Origin of the sequence: Nonomuraea sp. NPDC048892, from assembly GCF_040649735.1 — a bacterium.
GTDB classification, from domain to species: Bacteria; Actinomycetota; Actinomycetes; order Streptosporangiales; family Streptosporangiaceae; genus Nonomuraea; species Nonomuraea maheshkhaliensis.
On record NZ_JBEZFZ010000002.1, the window covers coordinates 894,498 to 909,127 of the forward strand.

General features: G+C 72.6%; 15 protein-coding genes. 8 read left to right on the forward strand and 7 right to left on the reverse strand.

Going from position 1 to position 14,630, the window contains the following annotated elements; genetic code table 11:
• Positions 1-69: 69 nt before the first annotated feature.
• Positions 70-798: a VOC family protein gene (locus AB0C28_RS09495; protein WP_357842923.1), complete on the forward strand. Its 729-nt coding sequence runs from the start codon at positions 70-72 to the stop codon at positions 796-798.
• Here the strand turns inward: AB0C28_RS09495 and AB0C28_RS09500 are convergent.
• Both AB0C28_RS09500 and AB0C28_RS09505 read right to left on the reverse strand, forming a co-directional pair.
• Positions 720-1,829, reverse strand: coding sequence for a radical SAM protein (locus AB0C28_RS09500; protein ID WP_358073560.1), 1,110 nt, complete (start codon positions 1,827-1,829; stop codon positions 720-722). The two genes, AB0C28_RS09495 and AB0C28_RS09500, sit on opposite strands and share 79 nt — an antisense overlap.
• Entirely contained in the window at positions 1,826-2,032 is a 207-nt protein-coding gene (locus AB0C28_RS09505) for a hypothetical protein (protein WP_358073561.1), read from the reverse strand. The genes AB0C28_RS09500 and AB0C28_RS09505 overlap by 4 nt, the downstream gene beginning before the upstream one ends.
• A gap of 208 nt (positions 2,033-2,240) precedes the next feature.
• Between AB0C28_RS09505 and AB0C28_RS09510 the strand changes: the two genes are divergently transcribed.
• Both AB0C28_RS09510 and AB0C28_RS09515 read left to right on the forward strand, forming a co-directional pair.
• The gene (locus AB0C28_RS09510; RefSeq protein WP_357842933.1) at positions 2,241-2,567 is read left to right on the forward strand and encodes a sensory rhodopsin transducer; all 327 of its coding nucleotides are present in this window, start codon (positions 2,241-2,243) and stop codon (positions 2,565-2,567) included.
• A gap of 84 nt (positions 2,568-2,651) precedes the next feature.
• A complete protein-coding gene (locus AB0C28_RS09515) occupies positions 2,652-3,206 on the forward strand; it encodes a helix-turn-helix domain-containing protein (protein ID WP_358073562.1) in 555 nt (184 codons plus the stop codon).
• A gap of 27 nt (positions 3,207-3,233) precedes the next feature.
• On the opposite strand, the gene hutU is transcribed toward AB0C28_RS09515, so the two are convergent.
• Both hutU and AB0C28_RS09525 read right to left on the reverse strand, forming a co-directional pair.
• Positions 3,234-4,907 carry a urocanate hydratase gene (gene hutU, locus AB0C28_RS09520; RefSeq protein ID WP_358073563.1) on the reverse strand — a complete coding sequence of 558 codons (1,674 nt, stop codon included), beginning with the start codon at positions 4,905-4,907 and terminating at the stop codon, positions 3,234-3,236.
• 18 nt (positions 4,908-4,925) lie between these two features.
• Positions 4,926-6,353 carry a cytosine permease gene (locus tag AB0C28_RS09525; RefSeq protein ID WP_357842941.1) on the reverse strand — a complete coding sequence of 476 codons (1,428 nt, stop codon included), beginning with the start codon at positions 6,351-6,353 and terminating at the stop codon, positions 4,926-4,928.
• 171 nt (positions 6,354-6,524) lie between these two features.
• Between AB0C28_RS09525 and hutC the strand changes: the two genes are divergently transcribed.
• The gene (gene hutC / locus AB0C28_RS09530; RefSeq protein ID WP_357842944.1) at positions 6,525-7,286 is read left to right on the forward strand and encodes a histidine utilization repressor; all 762 of its coding nucleotides are present in this window, start codon (positions 6,525-6,527) and stop codon (positions 7,284-7,286) included.
• Positions 7,287-7,304: 18 nt separating this feature from the next.
• Here the strand turns inward: hutC and AB0C28_RS09535 are convergent, their stop codons facing one another.
• Positions 7,305-8,453, reverse strand: a complete 1,149-nt coding sequence (locus AB0C28_RS09535; RefSeq protein ID WP_358073596.1) for a macrolide family glycosyltransferase — start codon at positions 8,451-8,453, stop codon at positions 7,305-7,307.
• A 108-nt stretch (positions 8,454-8,561) separates the two neighbouring features.
• On the reverse strand, positions 8,562-9,566 hold the full coding sequence (locus AB0C28_RS09540; RefSeq protein WP_358073564.1) for an ABC transporter permease: 1,005 nt from the start codon (positions 9,564-9,566) through the stop codon (positions 8,562-8,564).
• Between the two features lie 136 nt (positions 9,567-9,702).
• On the opposite strand from AB0C28_RS09540, the gene AB0C28_RS09545 reads away from it, so the two are divergent.
• On the forward strand, positions 9,703-10,179 hold the full coding sequence (locus AB0C28_RS09545; RefSeq protein WP_357842950.1) for a MarR family winged helix-turn-helix transcriptional regulator: 477 nt from the start codon (positions 9,703-9,705) through the stop codon (positions 10,177-10,179).
• Positions 10,180-10,254: 75 nt separating this feature from the next.
• On the forward strand, positions 10,255-10,923 hold the full coding sequence (locus tag AB0C28_RS09550; protein ID WP_357842952.1) for a nitroreductase: 669 nt from the start codon (positions 10,255-10,257) through the stop codon (positions 10,921-10,923).
• Here AB0C28_RS09550 and AB0C28_RS09555 read toward each other — a convergent pair.
• Positions 10,901-12,865: a BTAD domain-containing putative transcriptional regulator gene (locus AB0C28_RS09555; RefSeq protein ID WP_358073565.1), complete on the reverse strand. Its 1,965-nt coding sequence runs from the start codon at positions 12,863-12,865 to the stop codon at positions 10,901-10,903. The genes AB0C28_RS09550 and AB0C28_RS09555 overlap by 23 nt on opposite strands.
• A gap of 247 nt (positions 12,866-13,112) precedes the next feature.
• On the opposite strand from AB0C28_RS09555, the gene AB0C28_RS09560 reads away from it, so the two are divergent.
• Together AB0C28_RS09560 and AB0C28_RS09565 are read left to right on the forward strand one after the other, a co-directional pair.
• Positions 13,113-13,514: a peptidase inhibitor family I36 protein gene (locus tag AB0C28_RS09560; protein WP_358073566.1), complete on the forward strand. Its 402-nt coding sequence runs from the start codon at positions 13,113-13,115 to the stop codon at positions 13,512-13,514.
• A gap of 61 nt (positions 13,515-13,575) precedes the next feature.
• Entirely contained in the window at positions 13,576-14,604 is a 1,029-nt protein-coding gene (locus AB0C28_RS09565) for a MarR family transcriptional regulator (protein WP_358073567.1), read from the forward strand.
• The last annotated feature ends 26 nt before the right edge of the window (positions 14,605-14,630 follow it).

Sequence of the window (14,630 nt, forward strand, 5' to 3'; positions counted from 1 at the left end):
GCCGGCGAGCGGGCTAGCGTGGCCTCGGTCCCCGCGCCCAGAGGGGCCGTGGCGGATGGGAGATCCGGGATGCCTGCTCAGCTCATCGCACTCTGCTTCGACGCGAACGACCCCAAGGGGCTGGCCCGGTTCTGGGCCGGAGTGCTGGGCTGGGAGACGGCCGACGATCCGCACGACGGCATCACGCTGCTGCCGGACGACGACACCGGGTTCCGTGTCCGGTTCGTCCCGTCCGATGCGGAGAAGATCGGCCAGAACCAGATGCACTTCGACCTGACCAGCACGTCCCGGGAGGATCAGGAGCAGACGGTGGCCAGGGCGCTCGCGCTCGGCGGGCGGCACATCGACGTCGGGCAGCGCCCGGAAGAGGACCACATCGTGCTGGCCGACCCCGAGGGCAACGAGTTCTGCGTCATCGGCCCCGACAACAAGTTCCTTGCCGACTGCGGGTTCGTCGGAGCCCTGGCGAGCGACGGCACGCAGCGGGTCGGCTACTTCTGGAGCGAGGTGCTGGGCTGGCCGCTGGTCTGGGACCAGGACGAGGAGACCGCGATCCGCTCGCCGCACGGCGGCCCCAAGATCACCTGGGGTGGCCCGCCGGTGGCGGCGAAGCCTGGGAAGAACCGGTTGCACTTCGACCTCGTCCCCTCCGCCGGCCAGGACCGGCAGGCGGAGGTCGACCGCCTCGTCTCGCTCGGGGCGAGGCGGGTGGACATCGGTCAGGGCGAGGTCGGCTGGGTCGTCATGGCCGACCCCGACGGCAACGAGTTCTGCGTGTACGACCGCCCGGAGGCCTGATCGGCTGAGCGCGCCGGCCGTTCCGTCAGCTGCAGCAGCTTCGGGCCCTTCTTCGTGAACGCCTCGTACGGGCAGGCGGTCAGCTCGGGGTCGCGCGACTCCCACCCCTGCAGCCACAGGCGCAGACGCGGGTTGTCGACCTTGAGCGTGCCGTCGGGCAGTAGCCGGCCGACGGTGTTGGCCGGCTCCGACAGCCCGACGGTGCACTTGCCGAGCCGCCCGTCCGCCCGGACCATCAGCGAGTTGGCGCGGGCGGCGTAGCAGACCTCTTCCGGCTGGAACAGGCTCTCCTCCGCGTGGACGATCTGCTCCAGCGCGGCGAGCCGCGCGTCCGCCTCGTCGAGCACCTCCATGGAGGCGTCGCCAGGGCCGCCGAGCCGTACCACCCGCTTGAGGAACACCCGGAACCGAGGATCGGCGAGGAACGTGTCGCGCACCCGGGTGAGGAACTCCGGCATCACCGCCAGGTTCCCCGGCGTGAGATGGACCCGCAGCAGCATCCGCACGTCCGCCGCGCCGTCGCGGATCGACGTCAGGTTCCGCCAGATGCGCTCGAACGTCCCCTGCCCGTCAGCACGCACCCGCGTGTGGTCGTGGTGCCCGGCGGGCCCGTCCAGCGACACCTGGAAGCTGCGGATCCCCAGCTCGGCCAGGCGCCGCGCGGCCGCGTCGTCGAGCAGGTAGCCGTTCGTGGTCATGTCGCTGTCGTAATCGAGGCCGGGCGTGCGCCGCCGGGCCTCGGTCGCGTGGGCGGCGACCTCCTCGACGATCGGCCGGGCCAGCATCGGCTCCCCGCCGAACCACGAGAGCTGCAGGTGCGTCAGGTCGCCGCGGCGCCGGTCGATGAGGTTCTTCACGCCCTCGACGACCTCGGGACGCATCCGCCCGATGGCGAAGTCCTCGTAGCAGTACGTGCACCGGAAGTTGCACTGCTCGGTCGGGAAGAGGATGAGGTGGAGCCGGTCATTGCGGAACGAGGTGACCAGCTCCCGATCGAACGCGGAGACGCCCGCCGGCGCGGCCGTGCTCACTTGGGCGCGCAGCCGGCTGAGCAGTTGCCGCCGTGGCAGTTGTTGGTGACGTGACCCCCGTGTCCCGGGTTCGGGGTCAGTCGCGCTTGGAGGGCGAGCTCCTGGAGCGCCTTGGCGGTCTGCGGGTCGGCGATCGTGACCCGGCCCTCGTCGTCGACACTCACGTGCTCGGCGCGGACGGGCACGGCGGATTCATCGGCCATCGTGAACTCCTGAAGTCGTTCCCCGCCGGTGCCGCGTGACGGCTGGGGGGACGGCCGGATGTGCGTGGCGCGGCGGTGGTTGCCTGCGGCTACGCCGAGCATCTACCCGAGCCGGTTCGCGGCGATAGCAAAGCCGGCGCCAACTCCTCTGATAGATCCCGCCCGGCCGGGGTAGTGGGACGGCCGGCGCGGCAGACGGGAGTCACGGATGAGCACGATGGCGGGAGACCGGAAGATGACGATCGTCGACGGGTGCCTGCCCGGCGACCAGCTCAGCCTGCTCAACGTCAGCGCGGGCACCGCCCGGGTCGAGCTGACGCTGTGCTCGGAGGGCGGCCGGCCGCTGGGGCCGTTCCGCCTGGTCATCCCGCCCCGGCGGACCCGCTCCTCCGTCCTGGCGGACCTGGCCGCCGGGCTTCCCGTACGGGACGACCGGCGGTACTCGGTGGTGGTCGTGGCGGACGCGCCCGTCCTAGTCCAGCCGCACCCGGCGGACCTGGACGAACCGGACACGGTACGACGGCCGGCGGCTTGACGGAGCCCTTCCGCAGAGGGTTCTGCAAGTAATCCTCTGCAGAGTCGTTCTGCACAATTGTCTCGGCATCGGTAGGCTGGGCGGATGTCAACCGACCCGGTCACGCACTCCCCGGCGGCGATGAAGGCGCTGGCCAGCCCGCTACGGCGGGAGATCCTGCGCCACCTGGCCAGCCACGGGCCCGCCAACTCGACCACGCTGGCCAAGGCCATGGGGCAGAACACCGGGACCACCAGCTACCACCTGCGGCTGCTCGCCGACACCGGCTTCGTGACCGAGCTGCGCGAGCGGGCCAAGGGGCGCGAACGCTGGTGGGACGTCGTCAAGGCCGACCGGCGGATGCCCGCCCGCGAAGACCTGACCGACGCCGAGCAGGACCTCGCCGAGCGGCTGGGAGACTCCCGGCTGGCCGAGGACCTGCGCATGCTGGCGGCCTTCGTCCGCGACCGGGACGAGGACAGCGACTGGCAGCAGGGCTCACGCGCCAGCACCTTCATGACCAAGGAGCGGCTCAAGGAGTTCCATGAGGAATACCTCAAGCTGGTGCACCGCTTCGGCTCCGACCGCGACGACGCGCCGGAGGGCGCCCGGATGATCCTGCTGCGCTGGATGGGCTTCCCCGACCCCCGCGGCTCCTGACAACGGCCTCGGGGGCCGGCGGGCTGCTCAGGAAGCCTGCGGGCCGGAGGACTCGCGCATGGGCACGCGTACGCCGCTGGCCTGGGCGACCTCCGCGGCGTGATCGTAGCCGGCGTCCACGTGCCGGATGACGCCCATGCCCGGGTCGTTGGTGAGCACCCGGCGGATCTTCTCCCCGGCCAGCGCGGTGCCGTCGGCCACGGTCACCTGGCCCGCGTGGATCGAGCGCCCGATGCCGACCCCGCCGCCGTGGTGGATCGACACCCACGAGGCCCCCGAGGCCACGTTCACCATCGCGTTGAGCAGCGGCCAGTCGGCGATCGCGTCGGAGCCGTCCAGCATGCCCTCGGTCTCCCGGTACGGCGAGGCCACCGACCCGCAGTCGAGGTGGTCGCGGCCGATCACGATCGGGGCGCGCAGCTCGCCGCTCGCCACCATGTCGTTGAACCGCTCGCCGGCCCGGTCGCGTTCGCCGTAGCCGAGCCAGCAGATGCGTGCGGGCAGGCCCTGGAAGTGCACCTTCTCGCCGGCCAGGCGGATCCAGCGGGCCAGCTGCTCGTTGCCGGGGAACAGCTCCAGGATCGCGCGGTCGGTGGCGGCGATGTCGGCCGGGTCGCCCGACAGGGCCGCCCACCGGAACGGGCCCTTGCCCTCGCAGAACAGCGGCCTGATGTACGCGGGCACGAACCCGGGGAAGTCGAAGGCGCGCGCGTACCCGGCCAGCTGGGCCTCGCCCCTGATGGAGTTGCCGTAGTCGAACACCTCCGCCCCCGCGTCCATGAACCCGACCATGGCCTCGACGTGCCGGGCCATCGACGCGCGGGCCCGCTCGGTGAAGCCGGCCGGATCCTTCTCGCGCTCGAACGTCATGTCCTCGAACGCCATCCCGGCCGGCAGGTACGCGAGCGGGTCGTGGGCGCTGGTCTGGTCGGTGACGACGTCGACCGGGGCGCCTTCGGCCAGCATGCGCGGCAGCACCTCGGCGGCGTTGCCGAGCAGGCCGATCGACAGTGGGCGCCGGGCGTCCCTCGCCTCGGTGGCCAGCCGCAGCGCGTGCGCCAGGTCGTCGGCGCGCACGTCGAGGTAGCCGTGGTCCAGGCGGCGCTGGATGCGCGACGGGTCGCACTCGACGCAGATCACCACGCCGCCGTTCATGGTGACGGCCAGCGGCTGGGCGCCGCCCATCCCGCCGAGCCCGGCGGTGAGCGTGATCGTCCCGGCCAGCGAGCCGCCGAACCTCTTGGCCGCGACCGCGGCGAACGTCTCGTACGTGCCCTGGAGGATGCCCTGGGTGCCGATGTAGATCCACGAACCGGCCGTCATCTGGCCGTACATGGTCAGCCCGGCGGCTTCGAGGCGCCGGAACTCCTCCCAGTTGGCCCAGTCGCCGACCAGGTTGGAGTTGGCGATCAGCACGCGCGGCGCCCACTCGTGGGTGGTCATGACACCGACCGGCCGGCCCGACTGCACCAGCATCGTCTCGTCGGCCTTGAGCGTGCGCAGCGTGCGCTCGATCGCGTCGAACGAGCGCCAGTCGCGGGCGGCCCGCCCGGTGCCGCCGTAGACCACCAGCTCGTCGGGATGCTCGGCCACCTCGGGGTCGAGGTTGTTCTGCAACATCCGCAGCGCGGCCTCCTGCTGCCAGCCGAGGGCCGTCAGCGTGCTGCCGCGGGCGGCCCGGACCGGGCGTGCGCCTTCCATGATGTTCGGTTCCTTTCGTCAGCGGGCCGGTACGGCCTCGGCGGCGGGGTAGATCATCTCGGCGGGCGGGTTCGAGGTGCGCCTGGCCCAGGGGTAGTAGAGCACGGCGGTCGCCACCAGCCCGACGATCCACGAGATGTCGGCGCCGCCGAGCAGCTCGGTCACGGGCCCGGTGTAGAGCTTCTGAGCCAGGAACGGGATCTGGATCACCACGCCGAAGGCGTAGCAGACCAGCGCGGGCACGTTCCAGCGGCCGTAGCGGCCGGCCGGGTCGTACAGGGCGGGGATGTCCACCCGCTCCTTGGAGATCCGGTAGTAGTCGGTGAGGTTGATGGCGCTCCACGGCGTGAACACCATGAGCAGCACCAGCACGAAGTTCTTGAAGTTGTTCAGGAAGTCGGCGCTGGCCATGATCGCCACCGCGACCGACACGGCCGTGAAGCCGGCGATGTAGAGCGCGCGGGCCACCGGCGAGATCCGCGTGCGGCCGTTGAACGCGGTCACGGTCGTCAGCAGGCACATGAAGCCGCCGTAGGCGTTGAGCGTGTTGACGGTCAGCTTCCCGACCACGATCACGAGGTAGATCAGCAGCGCGACGGCCGCCGGCCCGGCCAACTGACCGACGAACCCGACCTGGTCGCCGACGAACGCGTCACCGGAGACGGCCGCGATCAGCGCGCCCAGCGTCATCGCCCACTGCGAGCCGATCACGCTGCCCGCGAACGTGCCCCAGAACGTGGCCGACTCGGGGGTGCTGCGGGGCAGGTAGCGCGAGTAGTCGGCGACGTACGGGCCGAATGTCAGCTGCCAGGCCGCCCCGAGCCCCACGGCCAGCAGGAACGTCGGAGCCTCGAACGGCTTGACGCCGATGACCGCGCCCACGTCGTACGTGGTGAACACGGCGACCAGCAGGTAGCCGAGGCCGCAGACGCCGACCACGGTCGCGATCCTGCCGACGGTGTGGATGAGCCGGTAGCCGGTCACCGCGACGATCACCGTCAGCGCGCCGAAGACCAGGATGCCGGCGGTGGCGGGCACGTGCAGGATCCGCCCGAGCGCCTGCCCGGCCAGCACGCTGCCGGTCGCGGCGAAGCCCAGGTACATCAGCACGACCAGGACGAGCGGCACGACCGCGCCGAACACGCCGAACTGGGCCCGGCTGGAGATCATCTGGGGCAGGCCGAGCCGCGGCCCCTGGGCGGAGTGCAACGCCATCACCACGCCGCCCAGCACGTTGCCGATGAGCAGGGCGATGATCGCCCAGAGGGCGTCGGCGCCGAAGACGACGGCGAGCGCGCCGTCCACGATCGCCGTTATCTGCATGTTGGCGCCGAACCAGAGGGTGAACTGGCTGCGCGGCGTGCCGTGCCGTTCGGCGTCGGGGATCACGTCGATCGTCCGGCGCTCCACGGCGGGGGCCGCGCCCGGGGGTCGGTCGTGCTGCATGTGGCGGTCCGCCTCTCGCGCGTCTCGCGCCCTGGGGGATACAGGGGATGGGGGAAATGTACAGTCCTGTATATACAGCTCGCTACCCTGGGGAGGAAGATAAACTTCCGGCCATCGGCCAGGAGAGCTCCTCCGTCCCGCCGTCCCCCGAGCCCTGAGGATCGCCAGGCCATGGTGCCCATCACGGTGGTCGAGTCCGAACTCGCCGCCCAGTTCCAGCAGGTCGGGCCCGCCTCCGCGCCCGCGTACGAACGGGTCAAGACCCTCATCGCGACCGGCGTGCGGTCCGGGCGGTGGACTCACGGCCAGCAGCTCCCGTCGGAGCACCAGCTCGTCAGCGCGCTCGGCCTGTCCCGGATGACGATCAACCGGGCGCTGCGCGAGCTGACCCACGAGGGCCTCGTCGTGCGGCGGGCGGGGGTGGGCACGTTCGTCGCCGCGCCCAAGGCCGCCTCGGCCCTGCTCCAGGTCAGGAACATCGCCGACGACGTACGGCGGCACGGCCACCGGCACCGCACCGAGGTCGTCTACGCGCGCGAGGAGCCGTCGGGCGCGGCCGATCCCGAGCTCCGCGCGGCGGCCGGGCCGACCGTGTTCCGCACGCTCATCGTGCACTTCGAGGACGACACCCCCATCCAGCTGGAGGATCGCCTGGTCAACCCGGCCGGCGCGCCCCACTACCTGGAGCGCGACTTCACCCTGCAGACCCCGCACGCGTACCTGAACGAGGTGGCCCCGCTCACCCGCGGCGAGCACATCGTCGAGGCGGTGCTCGCCGACGCGGCCGAGCGCCGCCTGCTGCGCATCGGCCGCCACGAGCCGTGCCTGCTCGTCCGCCGCCGCACCTGGTCGGGCGACGTGCTGGTGAGCACGGCCCGCCTGCTCCACCCGGGCTCCCGCCACCGCCTCGAAGGCACCTTCGGCAACGAGTGAACGGCCGGTGGCGCCCGGTCAGGTCAGCATGGCCTCGATGAGGTCGGCGGCGCGGGTGGTGCCGCCCTCGGCCAGCGCCTCGGCCCGCAGCCGGGCCGAGCGGCGGGCGACCTCGGGATCGGTGACGAGCTCGTGCAGCGCGGTCCGCAGCCTCTCGGCCGTGGCGTCCTCGGTGTCGATCCGGCGGGCGATCCCCAGCTCCACGAGCCGGTCGGCGTTCGTGAACTGCTCGGCGCCCTGCGGAACGGCGATCATCGGAACGCCCGCCAGCAGCCCCTCGCCGCACCCGCCCATGCCCGCGTGGGTGACGAAGGCGTCGGCCTGCTCCAGGATCGCCCGCTGCGGCACCCAGGGGTGCACCTCGACGTTGGCCGGGATGTCGCCCAGCTCGGCCGCGTCGGTGTGCCGGCCGATCTGCAGCACGACGTGCCAGCCGGGCAGGTCGCCGAAGGCCGCCAGGCACTGGCGGTAGAACTCCGGCCGGCGCGTGTACGCCGAGCCCAGCGAGATCAGCAGCACCTTGCCGGCATCGGCCGGCCGCGTCCAGGTGTCACCCTCGCCCGACAGGTCGAAGCAGGGGCCGACGAACGTCACCGCGCCGGTGTCGACCTGGTCCGCGTACGGCTGCATCGCCCGGGAGATCAGGGCCAGGGCCCGCGCGGGCCGGCCGGAGAAGGCGTCCACGTCGAGGGTGGTCGCCCCGCAGCCGGCCAGCCAGTCCGCGAACTTCGCGCGGTAGGCGCCGGCGCCCGGCAGCTGCCACAGCTGCGCCGCCACGTCCTCCTCGTACCCCTTCCAGGCCACGAACGTCGGCGACAGCTGCAGCAGCGGGCGGCCCTGCCGTTCGGCGAGTGCGCGGGCGGCGTAGCCGGCGATGTCGTACAGGTAGAGGTCCGCGGGATCGTCGTCGTAGGTGGCGCGCAGCCGCGGCAGGGACTGGACGGCGTTGTCGAGGAACAGGCCCATCGCGGCGATCGGGTCGTCGGGCCAGGTGTTGTCCGCGACCGGGAGCGTGGAGGTGCAGGTGACCAGTTCGGCGCCGGCGCCGGTGACCAGCTCGGCCACGGCCGGGTCGTTGGCGTAGGTCACCCGATGGCCGCGGGCCGCCAGCTCGCGGATGATCTCCAAGCTGGGCAGGACGTGGCTGACGGCGGGAATGCCGACCATGGAGATGTGGGCACGACGACGAGACACACAAATCACTCATTTCAGTACTCAGGATGAAACGTCCATGCTGCCCCAGCGCGTACGATCACGCGAAGCGCAGGACGACGGTCATGGGGGGTCCTGCGGCGCGCGCCGGCGCCGGACCAGGAAGACGGCGGACGACACCAGCCCCCAGGCGGCCAGCACCAGGAACGGCAGCACCCGCTGATGGCCGCCGAAGTAGACCGCGGTGTGCTGGGCGTTGACCGAGGCCCCCGGCGGCAGCCAGCGCCCGATGGTCCCCAGCGGCGAGGGCAGCAGCGGCCAGGACACCGCCCCGCCCGACGACGGGTTGCCGAGCAGCACCATCAGCCCCCACGTGGGCACCATCGCCCAGCGCCCGACGATGGTGTGGAACATGGCGAACACCATCCCCGAGGCGAACATGGTCAGCGCCAGGATGAACCACGACTCCAGCAGCGGCAGATTCAGCGCGCCGAGCCCCCAGTCCACGACGGCCACGATGGACAGCGCGCCGAGCGCCGCGTACGCCACCGTGAAGCCGATCTGTTGCCACGCCGACAGGCCCGCGGCGTTGACGTTGAGCTGGACGGCCCCGATGAAGCCGATGACGACCGCCGCGAGCGTGATGTAGAACAGCGCCAGCCCGCGCGGGTCGCCCCGCTGCAGCGGGTTGATGTCGCGCACCGTCAGCCGCACGCCGACCCGGGGCGCGACCCGCGGCGCCGCCTCGCTGAGCAGCAGCGCCACCGACGCGCCCGACGCGCTGGACACGTTCAGCGTGACGTCGTCGCCGCGCACCACGATGACGGCGAAGACGCGCTGCTCCTCGACCGCCTGCCAGGCCTGCTCGTACGAGCGCTCGAAGGACAGCGCGAGCGAGGCGTCGAGCGCCCGCTCCAGACCGGCGGCGAACGCCTTGCCGCGCACGGTCTGGTGGCTGACCCCGACCACGGCGACCGGGACGCGGTGCGGGGCCGGGTTGGCCATGGCGTAGGTGTACGAACCGGCGAAGAGCCCCGCGCCGGCGGAGAGGATCAGCACGATCACGGTCGCGGGAAGGAACGGCGACTCCTTGAAGGCCTCCCAGCGGCGGCTGATCCGATCGTCCATGCGCACACGCTAGGGGCGCGACCTGCGGGGCCCGCCCGGTGACACGCGTCACTGCCGCAGGCTTGGCCTCGTGATGACGGACAGTTGTTTCATTTGATACCGTATCGAGTGAGAGGGTGCTGGTAGGATTACGTTCATGAGCGCCGACGTACCTTCCGCGGTTCCGCCGCGGGCGACCGACCGCCCGGGGGACGCCTCGCCCTTCGCCCTCGGCCTGCTGCTGCGCCAGGCCCACTGGCGGGCGGCCGCGGTGATGACGGAGGCGCTGCGGCCGCTCGGCATCGAGCTGCGGCACTTCGCCGTGCTGATCGTGCTGACCGATCGGGGGCCCACGGTGCAGCGCGACCTGGCGGCGGCGACGGGGTCGGACAAGGCCGGGATCATGCGGGTCGTGGACGACCTGGAGCGCAAGGGGCTGGCCGTGCGCAAGGCCGTGCCGGGGGACCGGCGGGTGCGCGCGGTGGAGATCACGCCGCGCGGCGTCGAGCTGTTCGACGCGGCGCACGTCGCGGCCGAGCCGATGGCCGAGCGCCTGGTCGCCGGCCTCGGGCCGGGAGAGGCCGAGCAGTTGCGGGATCTGCTGACCAGGTTCGCCTATCCCGTGGGCGGGTAGGTAGGCCGGATTCGCCGCCCGTCCCCCCGGAAAGCTTCACATACCGTCACGAAAGTGCGGGGGAGATGGTGATTCATGGACGTCTACGAGGCCGTCACCAGCCGGCGGGCGGTGCGCGGGTTCACCGGACGGCCTGTTCCGCGAAAGGTGCTGCAGCGGGTGCTGTCCGCCGCGGCCTGGGCGCCGTCCGGGTCGAATCTGCAGCCCTGGCACATCTACGTGGTGACCGGTGAGCCGCTGGCCGAGATCAAACGCCGGGCCGGAGCGCGGCTGGCCGCCGGCGAGCCGTGGGACGAGCGCGAGTACGAGATGTATCCGGCCGAGCTGAAGCCGCCGTACCAGGAGCGCCGGGCCGCCTTCGGCAGAGAGCGCTACAGCGCGCTCGGCGTCGCCCGCGAGGACTGGGAGGCGCGCCAGCGGGCCGCCTCCGGCAACTGGGAGTGCTTCGGCGCGACCACCGCCCTGTTCTGCTACATCGACCGCGGCCTGGGCCGGCCGCAGTGGTCCGACCTCGGCATGTACCTGCAGACCGTCATGCTGCTGCTGCGCGCGGAAGGGCTGCACAGCTGCCCGCAGATGGCGTGGTCGGTCTACCGGAGGACCGTCGCGGAGATCGTGCGCCCGCCGGAGGAGCTCATGCTGTTCTGCGGCATGTCGATCGGGTTCGAGGACGCCGCCGAGCAGTACATCCGCACGGGCCGGGCGCCGCTCGACGAGACGGTCACGTTCGTCGAAGGCCGATAGGGTCCTCCGATCGCGTGCCCTCGGCGGCCAGGCCGGCGTGGTGGGCGAGCAGGCGGGCCAGAGCGGCCCTGCGCTCGCTCGCGTTCACCGTCGAGGCCGCCTGGGTAGCGTGGGCCCGGACGAGCTGGTGGAAACGGTAGCGGCCGGGCGCGGGCTCCTCGATGAGGTGCGCGTCGAGCAGCTGCTCCAGCAGCCGCTCGGTCCTGACGGGGTGGGTGTTCAGCAGCGCGGCGGCGGCGCCGACGGCGTGGTCGGCGGCCGGATCCAGGCCGAGCAGCCGGTACGCCTGCCGCTGCGGCTCGTCGAGGTTGCGGTAGGACAGGTCGAGGGCCGCCGTGACGCTGCGCTGCCCCGCGCGCAGCGGCTGGCGGGGGTCGCCGAGGCGGTCGAGCAGGTGGGTCAGGTGCCAGGTGGGGTGGGAGCGCAGGCGGGCGGCCGTCACGCGGATGGCCAGGGGCAGCCGGCCGCAGTGCTCGACGACGGCGGCCAGGAGGTGCCGGGGCGAGCCCGCCACCCGGCCGGCTCCGGCGGTGCGGGTGAACAGGGCGATCGCGTCGGCGGCGGGAAGCGGGTCCAGCGACACGGCATGGGTGACGTCCAGCCCCGACAGGCGGCGCCGGCTGGTGATCAGCACGTGGCAGCCGCCGCCGCCCGGCAGCAGCGGCCGGACCTGGGCCTCGCCGGCGGCGTCGTCCAGGACGAGCAGGACGCGCCGCTCGGCCAGCAGGCTGCGGTAGAGCGCGGCGCGGTCGTCCAGCCGCTCGGGGACGTGCTCGCCGGACAGGCCCAGGGCGCGCAGCAGGCGGTCGAGGGCGTCGGCGGGGTCGAGCGGGGGGTCGTCCTGGCTGTGGGCGCGCAGGTCGAGGAAGAGCTGGCCGCCGGGGTGGTGCGGGGCCAGCAGGTGCGCGGCGTGCACGGCCAGCGCGGTCTTGCCGACGCCCGGCATGCCGTCGATCGCGGTGACCGTCACCCCGGCGGTGCCCGTTCCGGCGGCGGCATCCGTGACCGCGGCGTCACCCGTCCCTGAGATGGCACCCGTCACTGCGGCGTCACCCGTCCCTGCGGCGGCATCCGTGATCGTCGCGGCGCCCGCTCCGGCGGTGAGGGCGGACAGTTCGTCCGTCCGCCCGACGAACGCCGGCACGCCGGCCGGCAGCTGCCTGGGCGGGACGGGCGCGGGCGGCTCGCCCGCGTCGTCCGTGACCTCCACCGGTGACTGCGCGAGCATGGCCTGGTGCAGGCGGCGCAGCTCGGCATTGGGGAGGATGCCGAGCTCGTCCTGCAGCAGCCGGAAGACGGTCCGGTACGTCTCCAGCGCCTCGGCCTGCCGGCCGGTGCGGTAGAGGGCGGTCATGAGCTGGGCCCAGAGCCGTTCCCTGAAGGGATGCTCGGCGGTCAGGGCCCGCAGCTCCGCGACGAGTGAGGCGTGCTCGCCGAGACCGGCGTCGAGCTCGATGCGCCGTTCGAGGGTGTGCACGTGAAGCTCGGCGAGCGGCGGCACGTCGATCTGCTGGAGCGTCTCCGACGCGACGCCGGCGCACACGGGGCCGCGCCACAGGGCCAGCGCCTCGTGCAGGAGCCGCCGCTCCGTCAGCGGGTCCGCGGCCCGGCCGGCCTCCTGGAGCAGGGCGCGGAACCGCAGCAGGTCGAGCTGGTCGGTCCGCAGCCGGGCGAGGTAGCCGTCCGGCATGGTGACGATCACGTCCCTCGCGCCCAGGGCCTGACGCAGGCGTACGACGTACGTGCGCAGGACCTTGCGCGGGTTGACCGGGACCCGGCGGCCCCACAGCCGCTCGGCGAGCAGGTCGGCCGGGACGACCTCGTTCGGGCGCAGCAGCAGGGTGGCGAGCAGGACGCGCAGCTTGCCGACCGTGACAGGGACCTGAGCCCCGTCCTGGACCGCCGTCAGGGGACCCAGCACCGAGAACCGCACACTGGTCACCGGCCTCGCTCCTCGCTCTCGTCTCCGCCTCCGGCCGCTCCGGGCACCTCCGTAGTGTGCGGCAGGCCGGAACGCGTGATCGAGGACATGGGGCGGGCATTGTCCGGACATTCCGCCGGGCCCCGGCCGTCGATCGCGCCTCTTCACGCCTCTGACGTCGGTGTTCCGTTCCTGGGTGGAACACGGCGACACCCCGTCCCCCGGCTCTGTGTACTGGGTGCGCAACGGAGACGGAGAGGAGCGGATCTTGGGAATCAGACGAGCGGTGTCCGCCGGCACGGTCACTCTCATGGCGGCGTTCTGCCTCACCGGGAACGCGGGCGTCGCGTCGGCTCAGGACTGGCTGGGGGACTGCCCCAAGGGCAGCATCTGCGCCTACAGCGGTGTGAGCGGGTCGGGCAAACGGTGCAACTGGGAGGGGAACGACGCCAACTGGGCGGGCGGGGGACGGCCGTGCTCGTTCAGCCACAAGGTGAAGTCGCTGTGGAACAACGGCCGCAAGGGCAACCTGGACGACGTCCATCTCGTCACCTGCGGCGGCGCCCATTGGGCGCTGCTCTACGGCCAGCAGGAGGCCTGGACCAACCCCACAGAAGACGCTGGTAGGGGGCATATCTGTATCAAGTCCCATAAATGGTTCAACAGGTAGCGCCGGCGCGTGTCCACCGGGCGTTGATCGCCTGATGATCCGTCCGGGCCAGCATGGGGGCATGTCCGGCGGAATTTTGCGCATCGTCTTCACCGGTGAGGACCTGGCCCGCGTACGCGTCGCCTCTCGCGTTGACGAGCCGTGGGAGACGGTGATGAGCCTGCACGTGCTGCAGCGGCCCGGCGGCGGGGCGGATCTGACCGCCTGGCGCCGCCGGGCCCGCGCGGACCTGGCCGCCGCCGGCCTGCTGCGGCCCGTCCGGCGCACGCTGGCGCCGCTGATGCCGATCAAGACGTACTGGCCCGACTTCCTCACCCCGCACGAGGCCCAGGCGGGACGCGAGGCCGGCCTCGACGCGCTGGCCGCCACCTCCTGCGCACGGGTCCGGCGCGAGGTGGACCAGCTGCGCCGGCACACCGCCCTGCCCGGCACCCTCGACGACCTCGCCCGCGGCGACCGGCGCGCCATCGCCGGCCTGGCCCGCCTGGCCGGCCACTACGGCCGGGCCGTCCTCGCCCCCCACCGCACCATGATGGAGCACGCACTCGGACGCGAACGCGCCCGCCTCGCCCGCCTGCTCACCGACCAGGGCGTGGAGGCCATGCTCGGCGCGCTGCCGCCCCGCATGCGGTGGCGGCCACCGGTCCTGGAGGTCGACTACGCCGCCGGCCGCTACGAGATCCCGCTGCGCGGCAGGGGCCTGACCCTCATCCCCTCCTACTTCTGCCGCTACACCCCCGTGGCGCTGGCGGACCCCGGGCTGCCTCCCGTACTGATCTACCCGGTGCCGCGGCGTGCCCCGGAGCCCGACCCCGGCCAGGCGCTGTCGGACCTGCTCGGCGCGACCCGCGCCCGCGTTCTCTGCCACATCGCCGCCACCGCCGGCTGCACCACCAGCGAACTCTCCCGGCGCACCGGCGCCTCGCTGTCCTCGGCCAGCGCGCACGCCCAGGTCCTCCAGCGGGCCGGCCTGATCACCAGCACCCGCCACGCCAACATGGTCATCCACCGCGCCACCGAGCTCGGCGCCACCCTGATCCGTCCGGTCGCCGCCGGCCCTGGTCTCGGCAGGGCTTCTGCGGGAGAGTAAGGACAAGATCGGATCGTGAGGAGGCG